The organism is Vibrio sp. V33_P6A3T137 (genome assembly GCF_009904835.1).
Lineage (GTDB): Bacteria > Pseudomonadota > Gammaproteobacteria > Enterobacterales > Vibrionaceae > Vibrio > Vibrio metschnikovii.
Window position 1 is genome coordinate 1 of record NZ_WXWK01000149.1, and the last position, 8,747, is coordinate 8,747.

General features: G+C 41.6%; 8 protein-coding genes and 1 tRNA gene. 7 read left to right on the forward strand and 2 right to left on the reverse strand.

The window, feature by feature from the left end:
• Positions 1-474: 474 nt before the first annotated feature.
• On the forward strand, positions 475-1,110 hold the full coding sequence (locus CAG60_RS14320) for a YchE family NAAT transporter (RefSeq protein ID WP_158138637.1): 636 nt from the start codon (positions 475-477) through the stop codon (positions 1,108-1,110).
• A 96-nt stretch (positions 1,111-1,206) separates the two neighbouring features.
• On the opposite strand, the gene asd is transcribed toward CAG60_RS14320, so the two are convergent.
• Positions 1,207-2,322: an aspartate-semialdehyde dehydrogenase gene (gene asd, locus CAG60_RS14325; protein WP_110166635.1), complete on the reverse strand. Its 1,116-nt coding sequence runs from the start codon at positions 2,320-2,322 to the stop codon at positions 1,207-1,209.
• A 387-nt stretch (positions 2,323-2,709) separates the two neighbouring features.
• On the opposite strand from asd, the gene nhaC reads away from it, so the two are divergent.
• Complete coding sequence (gene nhaC / locus CAG60_RS14330) at positions 2,710-4,152, forward strand: Na+/H+ antiporter NhaC (protein WP_161439229.1); 1,443 nt, start codon at positions 2,710-2,712, stop codon at positions 4,150-4,152.
• A 116-nt stretch (positions 4,153-4,268) separates the two neighbouring features.
• Here nhaC and yejK read toward each other — a convergent pair whose 3' ends face one another.
• Positions 4,269-5,270, reverse strand: a complete 1,002-nt coding sequence (gene yejK / locus CAG60_RS14335) for a nucleoid-associated protein YejK (RefSeq protein ID WP_161425128.1) — start codon at positions 5,268-5,270, stop codon at positions 4,269-4,271.
• 84 nt (positions 5,271-5,354) lie between these two features.
• Here yejK and CAG60_RS14340 point away from each other — a divergent pair, with 84 nt between their 5' ends.
• The 5 genes from CAG60_RS14340 to CAG60_RS14360 form a co-directional block, all read left to right on the forward strand.
• Positions 5,355-5,570, forward strand: a complete 216-nt coding sequence (locus CAG60_RS14340) for a YejL family protein (RefSeq protein ID WP_004394913.1) — start codon at positions 5,355-5,357, stop codon at positions 5,568-5,570.
• 32 nt (positions 5,571-5,602) lie between these two features.
• Positions 5,603-7,402, forward strand: a complete 1,800-nt coding sequence (locus CAG60_RS14345; RefSeq protein ID WP_154167529.1) for a DUF3413 domain-containing protein — start codon at positions 5,603-5,605, stop codon at positions 7,400-7,402.
• 62 nt (positions 7,403-7,464) lie between these two features.
• Positions 7,465-7,541: transfer RNA gene (locus CAG60_RS14350), tRNA-Pro, on the forward strand.
• Positions 7,542-7,974: 433 nt separating this feature from the next.
• Complete coding sequence (locus tag CAG60_RS14355; protein ID WP_040904196.1) at positions 7,975-8,334, forward strand: diacylglycerol kinase; 360 nt, start codon at positions 7,975-7,977, stop codon at positions 8,332-8,334.
• Between the two features lie 2 nt (positions 8,335-8,336).
• A partial coding sequence (locus tag CAG60_RS14360; RefSeq protein ID WP_161439230.1) for a phosphoethanolamine transferase domain-containing protein occupies positions 8,337-8,747 on the forward strand: 411 nt, incomplete at its 3' end.

Below are 8,747 nucleotides of genomic sequence, written 5' to 3' on the forward strand. Positions count from 1 at the left end.
CTCAGATCAGTTCTCAAAAACTAAATAGCACCGCCCAAGAAACACAGCCAGAAAAAAACACATAAGAAGTTGAATTAACAAAGAAAAACAACAAATTAACACATGATTAAAAAAGAGGCTATCAAACACAATAAACTAGAAAAAGTACAACATTTTGTAAAAAAGTTTCATTTTTGTACAACATCACCATTTGTAGCCAATGTTTTATGTGCCAGTTTGAGTATATAGACTCTTCAGCAACTCTCCAACCCCTGGACTTTTTTTTACAGAAACTGTGTGGATGTTAACAAATCACCATTAAAAACCGATTTCGACCACATCATTTGTAACAGTGCATTATCACAATGATCCCATGATTAGTTTTTCTTAATCATGATCAGAGCCATGAACTAGTTTTTTTCATTCGTGATTTTGTTTCGATTAACATACATTATCTTAGCCTATCTACTTTACTGATCGTCAGAGACTGTTTTCATGCATTTTGAACTCGCCATTTTCCTGCAATTTTTTCTAGGACTGGTTGCAGCGGTTAACCCGGTTGGCATCATGCCTATTTTTGTGTCTTTAACCAGCCATATGACATTAGAAGAAAAGAACAAAACTGCAGCCACGGCCAATATTGCTGTCGCCGTGATCTTGATTACCGCGTTACTTGCAGGGCAAGTTCTACTCGATATGTTCAGTATCTCACTGGATTCATTCAGAGTGGCAGGTGGTTTGCTGTTACTGAGCATTGCTTTTTCAATGATGAGCGGAAAACTGGGTGAGGATAAACAAAACAAGCAAGAAAAATCAGAATACATCAGTCGAGAACAGATTGGTGTTGTTCCACTGGCGATGCCTTTAATGGCGGGGCCTGGTGCAATCAGTTCAACCATCGTCTATAGCTCACGCTATCCAAGTATGTTTGATACAGTGGGCATTGCCTTGACTATTGTGGTTTTTAGTCTGGGTTCTTGGTTGCTGTTTCGCTCCGCTCCTTACATCGTGCGTTTACTTGGCCAAACGGGTATTAACGTCATTACTCGGATCATGGGACTGATTCTTGGCGCACTTGGTATAGAGTTTATTGCTAACGGTTTGCGTAATTTATTCCCTGGTTTGGCCTAACGGGAATCACTGAACATCAATCAAAAAACATAAAAAAAGCGAAAGCACATAGGCGCTTTCGCTTGACGAAGTATGATTTGATGACTTAACGCTGGCTTATTGTTTCTCTGCCAGAATAATTCGTAATGTACGACGAAGTGGCTCGGCCGCTCCCCATAACAACTGATCGCCAACGGTAAAGGCATTCAAGAAATCATCCCCCATCGACATTTTGCGCAAACGCCCAACCGGGATCGATAGCGTTCCGGTGACTTTCGCCGGGCTCAAATCACGCGCAGTGATATCGCGTTCATTAGGAACAACTTTCACCCATTGGTTATGAGAGGCAATAATCTCTTCAATTTCATCAAGTGGGATATTTTGTTTCAATTTAATCGTCAGCGCTTGTGAGTGACAACGCATCGCACCAATGCGCACACAAGTACCATCAATTGGGATCGGAGTATTCTGTAAGCCCAAAATTTTGTTGGCTTCAACACCAGCTTTCCACTCTTCTTTACTTTGTCCGTTGTCACGTTTGACATCAATCCATGGAATCAATGAACCCGCGAGAGGTACACCAAATTGATCAGTGGGAAACGACGCTGAACGCATGGTTTCTGCTACTTTTTGATCAATATCTAGAATCGAGCTCGAAGGATTGGCTAATTCCGAACTAACCGCATCGTTAATCACACCCATTTGTGAAATTAATTCACGCATGTTTTGTGCACCTGCCCCAGAGGCTGCCTGATAAGTCATTGCACTGGTCCATTCAACCAAGCCTTTTTCATACAAGCCACCCAATCCCATGAGCATTAAACTAACCGTGCAGTTACCACCCACAAATGTGGTTGTTCCTTGATGAATACCTTGCTGAATCTGCGCTAAATTGACAGGATCGAGGGTGATAATCGCTTCAGGATCCATTCGTAGCGTAGAAGCCGCATCAATCCAATACCCTTTCCATCCCGCTTGGCGCAAAGCAGGATAAACCTTTTCCGTATAGGCACCACCTTGACAAGTGATGATGGCATCTAACTGCTTCAAACTGTCAATATCATAGGCATCTTGCAGCATTCCAGCGTCTTTCCCCAAGTTAGGGGCTGCAATACCAATTTGTGACGTACTGTAGAATACTGGCTCAATGACATCGAAATCTCTTTCTTCGACCATGCGCTGCATTAATACAGAGCCAACCATGCCACGCCAACCGACTAAACCTACTCTCATCGCACTACTTCTCCGTGTGTTCAAATAAAAACCTCATCTATCACTCCTAGCGGCAATGATAGAATGTCATGTTATCTACTGTGCTTTATCGTCGATTTAAGTTCAACCCCTGAAAAAGTCTAACTTGGCGTTTTTTAGTGTTTATTAATTAAAACTTCACTTAATCACTCACACCTTGCAACACAATAATTTCATGCTACAAACTGTTTCATTTCATTAATTTTTCGAAAAAACAACATTTAACACTACAGTAATGTTTTTAACTGATACAAATCACAACAACTCGCTTTAAGTTCGATATGTGACAACATTTCATGTAAAGTCGCAGCCAAATAATAAGGATGCTTACCTCTCCTTGGTAATATCATCGAACTCGAGGTTCTAAACATGACACAAGCCCCCACACGCTTACCCAGTTTGTTACAAGTTATTGTCGCACTGGGGCTGTTTTTATTATTAGCATTTTCTTTTACCGCTCAACTTGATTTACCCATTCAACTAGCACTTTATATTGGCTGGTTTATCATTATGGGATTAGGGGTTCGCCTAGGACACCAGTATAAAGAGCTAGAAAAAGCCGCGTTGACCGGTATCTCTAACGGCTTAGGAGCGGTATTAATTCTGCTTGCCGTCGGCGCTTTAGTCGGTACTTGGATTGCTGGCGGAATCGTACCAACCATTATCTATTATGGCCTACAAGCCATTCACCCTTCTATTTTCCTGCTTGCCACGATGGTGATCTGCTCTTTAACAGCATTGGCTACAGGGACATCTTGGGGAGCAGCGGGTACAGCTGGGATTGCGATGATGGGCATTGGCCAAGGTCTTGGCGTTCCTGCTCCCGTCACCGCTGGCGCAGTATTATCGGGCTGTTATTTTGGCGATAAAATGTCGCCATTGTCTGATTCGGTGATTCTGGCGTCCTCAATGTCGAACGTCGAAGTGATGGAACACATTAAAGGCATGCTACCGATTGCTCTGATCAGTTATGTGATTACCGGCATCATGTTTACCCTATTTGGTTTTCATTACGCGGGTAACGTCGATATGTCACAAGTGCAGTCGGTCATCACCGCAATGGAAACCCAGTTTTATATTACCCCTTACTCTTTCATTCCTGTACTGATTGTCCTTGGTTTACTCGCCTTGCGTATGCCTTCGTTTCCTGTGATTAGCTTTGGTTCATTGTTAGGTATTATCTGGGCAGTCATGATCCAAGAAGTCGATTTCTTACCCGCCTTTAATACTGCTTGGGCTCCATTTAGCATTACCTCGGGAGTTGATTTTATTGACTCTATCCTCAACCGAGGCGGTATGTCTTCGATGTTAGGATCGGTTGCAGTGATCATCTTTGGTCTCGGTTTTGGTGGTCTACTGGATAAAGTCGGTGTACTCGAAACGATTGCTAAATTGTTTGAACGCCGCGTCACCAATAGCGGTTCATTAGCAACCAGTACCATTGGTACGGCTTTTATGGGTAACGTATTTGGTTCCGCGATGTATGTTTCACTTATCCTGACACCAAAAATTTGTGCCAAAAATTATGACCGATTAGGCTATCAACGTAAGAATTTGTCACGCAATGCCGAGTTTGGTGGCACGCTAACGTCTGGAATGGTGCCTTGGAGTGACAATGGTATTTATATGGCCAGTATCTTGGGCGTCGCAACCTTATCTTATGCGCCATTCATGTGGCTAAGCTTTGTTTGCATTATTGTCACAATTTTTACCTCTTATATGGGCTGGTTCGTCGATAAATGTGAGCCAACTGCAAGAGCGAATGAGGAGTTAACTGACGAAGAAGTGGTGGTTCAACGTCAATCGGTTTAATGCCACTGTCGCTTATGCCCAAAAAAACACAAGGAGCACATCATGTGCTCCTTGTGTTTAACGCTCTCGACTGCTCACTCTATCAATACATGAGCAAACCAATACTCATCAGATGGTTAACCTTTTCGGGTTAGCTGATCGCGTAAATTTGGTGGCGTACCTTTAATCGTCAATGTGTCCGTTTCCGGATCATAAAAGACACGTTCCCCCATTAACAAACTATCAAAGCTGATGTTCAATCCACCACCCGCTCCTACATACTTGGTGAGTTTGCGCACCGTTGCGCGATCACCAGGAAAGCTTTCTTCCAGTTGGTAACCATGCTCACGAGTAAATTCCAAGAAGCTGGTCCCTTCATGACTGGCAGGTAATTCACTGGATAGCTCTTTAACTTGAACTTCATCGCCGGATTTGATCTGATCATTGCAGTAGTCATAGACCTGTTTTTTGTAGCTAATCGCTTCTTCTTTTTCAAGTTTGGCATCACTACAAAAGTCTTCTACCGCTTGCATCAATACTTGGTTTTGCTGTTTCGGATCAAGCCCGACCTCAGCTTGTAAAAAGTCTAAGAAAAAGTCAGACACTTTACGCCCGACTCGCCCCTTAATATAAGACAGGTAGCGATTAGAGGATTTATCCGTTTCAAAACTCGACAGATCGACCCGCGCGGCAATATCCATTTTATTGATATCAAGATAATCGGTAGCACTAATGTCTAACCCCTCGGTCACTTTTAAGCTTTGATTAAGCGGTAATAAACCAATAAACAAATAGTGAGTCGCTAAAGATTGGTATTCCGCCAACACCAAAATACCTTCGTCAGCAAAAGGATACTTAATCAACTCTTGTTTAAGACGCTCGGCGCTTTGTTGTGAGAAAGTGTAAAAGTCTTGTTCCCCTTTTCGCAACGCCTGTAACCAGCGTTGTACATCACTGTCCGCTTTAAAAGAGCCAAAGCCCTTTCCCGCTTTTGCATTAAACACGCGATGTAACTCAGAAACTAAGTTTTCGGTTGAGGTATCATTATCAAGCGATTGAGTCCGGTAATTAACCATTAACTCATCGTTATCGTTTTTGCATAATTGATGCAAAATGACATTGGAAAGGTGCAAACTCATAGTGAAATAATCATCGTACTGGTTTCAGTTGTCAGGCATAGTAGGTTATCATAAGCCGCTTTTACTATCATCTATAGAGTCTTTATGCCTATTACATCGAAATACAGTAACGAACAAGTTGAAACTATCCTAACCGAAATCGCTGCCGTGCTTGATAAACATAATGCGTCTTCGGAACTCACGTTAATGATTGCCGGCAATATGGCGACTAATGTGCTTAACCAACATGTGGCGGCTGCCCAACGTAAAGTGATCGCAGAGAAGTTTGCTCAAGCTTTGACCTCTTCTCTAGAAAAATAATTTTACTGACCGAGCGGATAATAGAAAAATTCATGGTAGATAGCGGAAATACATATGGTGAACGAGTCTCACGTTTAGTGAGCTGGGGGCATTGGTTTGCTTTCTTCAATATCATTGCAGCGATGCTGATTGGTACTCGTTACATCACTCAAACACCTTGGCCAGATACTTTTTTGGGACAACTCTATTTAACTGTCTCTTGGGTAGGTCATTTCAGTTTTCTGGTTTTTGCTCTCTATTTATTGATTCTTTTTCCGCTCACCTTTTTAATCCCATCACGGCGACTGTTTCGTTTTTTTGCGGTCTGTTTTGCTACCTTGGGATTAACCGTACTATTGATCGACACTCAGACTTATCAAACCATTAATCTACACCTAACGCCCGTTGTCTGGGAGCTAATGTTCAGTGACGAAAGTACGGTGAGCGCAGATCTACAACATCTTTTTGTCGTGCTACCCCTAATTTTTCTCGTGCAATTGGCGCTCTCTGAATGGGTATGGCGTAAACAACGTAAACTGTCGCATAAACGAATTGGTCGCCCAATTGCAGCCGTCTTCTTTTTCAGCTTTATTGCTAGCCATTTAATTTATGTCTGGTCGGACGCTTATTTCTATTCTCCGGTCACCAGCCAAAAGTCAAACTTCCCTCTTTCTTATCCGATGACAGCAAAGTCATTCATGGAAAAACATGGCCTGTTGGATAGAGACGAATATTTAAAACGGCTACAAGAAAGCCAATACAACGTCGATTTAGTGCGCTACCCATTAGAAAAAATTGAGTTTGGTCGTCGTCCTAATCAACTCAATATCCTAGTAGTGAGTGTCGATAACTTACGTGCCGATGTGCTAAATGAATCGCTGATGCCAAACACTCATCAGTTTGCGGAAAAAGCATTAACCTTTAGCAATCATTACAGCTCAAGTAACGACATGTATGGTATTTTTGGGCTCTTTTATGGTCTACCAAGCAGTTATGCCAGTAGCATTAAAGTGCAAGGCACCTTACCAGTACTGATTGATGTATTAAAAAATCAAAACTATCAGTTTGGTCTATTTAGTAGCGATAACTTCTCTGAACCTCTGTTTCAAGAGTCGGTTTTCCGTGGGCTCCCGTTAGTGAAAATACCGTTTGCAGAGACACCAAGCGTTGATCAACAAACGATTAGTCATTGGTCTCAATGGGCGCAGCAAACTCATTCACCCTGGTTTAGCTTCATTGAACTGACCACGGTTGATAAATTTAATCAGTTGCTTCCGCACGATAAACAAGCCACTACAACGGATAGATTTCGTCACAGCTACCATCATTCGGTGACTCAAGCTGATCTTGAGTTGGCTACTTTGTTTGATGAGCTGAAAACCTTAGCTTTACTCGATAATACTATTGTGGTCATCACTTCTAATCACGGCACCGAGTTTAATGAGACCAGAAGTAACAGCTGGGGCGCTAACAGCAATTTCAGTCGTTACCAACTTCAAGTACCCATGGTTATCTATTGGCCTGGTAAAGTACCGGCTGTCTTTACTCATCGTACTAGCCACTTAGATTTTTCCGTCACTTTACTGCAAGATCTACTCGGGGTATCGTCTAATCCCAGTGATTTTAGTAGCGGCAAAAACTTGTTTAACGAGAATAAAAGACGTTGGATTTTAGCCGGAGATACTCGCGAACTTGCTCTCATTTCTGATCAGCAAACGACGGTCATCGATAAATTCGGTAACTTTAAACTCTATGATGAACACTATCAAAGACTGACTAACGAGAATCCTACGCTACCCATTTTGATGCAAGGTTTAACCGAATTGCAGCGTTTTTATTCAAAAGATAATTAAATCATGGCGTTAAACGTTTTTATGCTTGACGCTGTAAAGAAAAATCAGTAAATTACGCGCATCGGACTGTAGCGCAGCTTGGTAGCGCACCGTCATGGGGTGTCGGGGGTCGGAGGTTCAAATCCTCTCAGTCCGACCAAACACCTAGAAAAAGAGAGCTTCGGCTCTCTTTTTTGTTTTTACTGCTGAATACACCTGAGTTTAAGATCCTCCCTCAATTTTAGACCTTAGCCGCATCCTACATTACTGTTTTATCCGCCTATTGATTCACCGACATATTTGCCTCTTCTCATCGTTGCAATCACTAAAAGCTATCCAAGATAAATAACTGACCGACTAAAAAACCCGCTTTTCATACATATCCATACAAACGATGACGCATTCAGACGGTGTCTGATCATAAAAACCTGTAGATTCCACTATTGATAAAACAAATGGCAAAACAACAACCATTTGTGAATCATTTCAACTTTTCTCATCAATTCGCAAGACTTGATCGGCATTAGAGCTGTCCTAAGGCTTGTCAAAAACTCTTTATCCTTAATGAGTTAACTTTATATAGGCTGCTTATTGTGAAACCTGGAAAAACTGGCCTCTCACGCCTCATTGACGCGACGGGCTATTCGATAAAAGGGCTAAAAGCCGCATGGCTTTACGAAGCAGCTTTTCGTCAAGAACTACTCGCCTGTGTTGTATTGATAATGAGCACTTTCTTCATGTCTGTTTCAAATATTGAACGAATCTTACTTATTTCTAGCTTACTTCTGGTACTGACAGTTGAGCTGATAAATTCAGCAATTGAAGCTGTCGTTGATCGTATTGGAGATGAGTGGCATGAATTAAGCGGACGAGCCAAAGATATTGGTTCTGCTGCCGTCTTTATCAGTTTATTACTGGCTGGTTTCGTCTGGCTTTCTATTTTAGTGAAATAATCATGAATAACATCAAGTCTCTGCTTAAGAAACAAATCTCGTACCATACTTTTACTTTATTTATTGCACTTTACTTTGCAACGATAATTAATCTTCCAGTTTATAAATCGTTATTTACTATCATTAATAATCTTGAAAGCGTTAAAATAGGTTTTATTATTTCTATTCCACTGTTTTTCTTGGCAGTTTTAAATTTTCTCTTTCAATTGTTTAGTTGGCCTTGGTTGAGTAAACCTTTTTTCATCATTCTATTATTGCTGTCATCGCTAGTCAGCTATGCAGGATACAATTACGGCACCATATTTGACACAACGATGATCGCCAATATTATAGAAACAGATAGCAGTGAAGCAGGATCTTATCTTAGTGGTTACTCTATCTTATGGACACTAATTATTGGCGTAATACCAGCC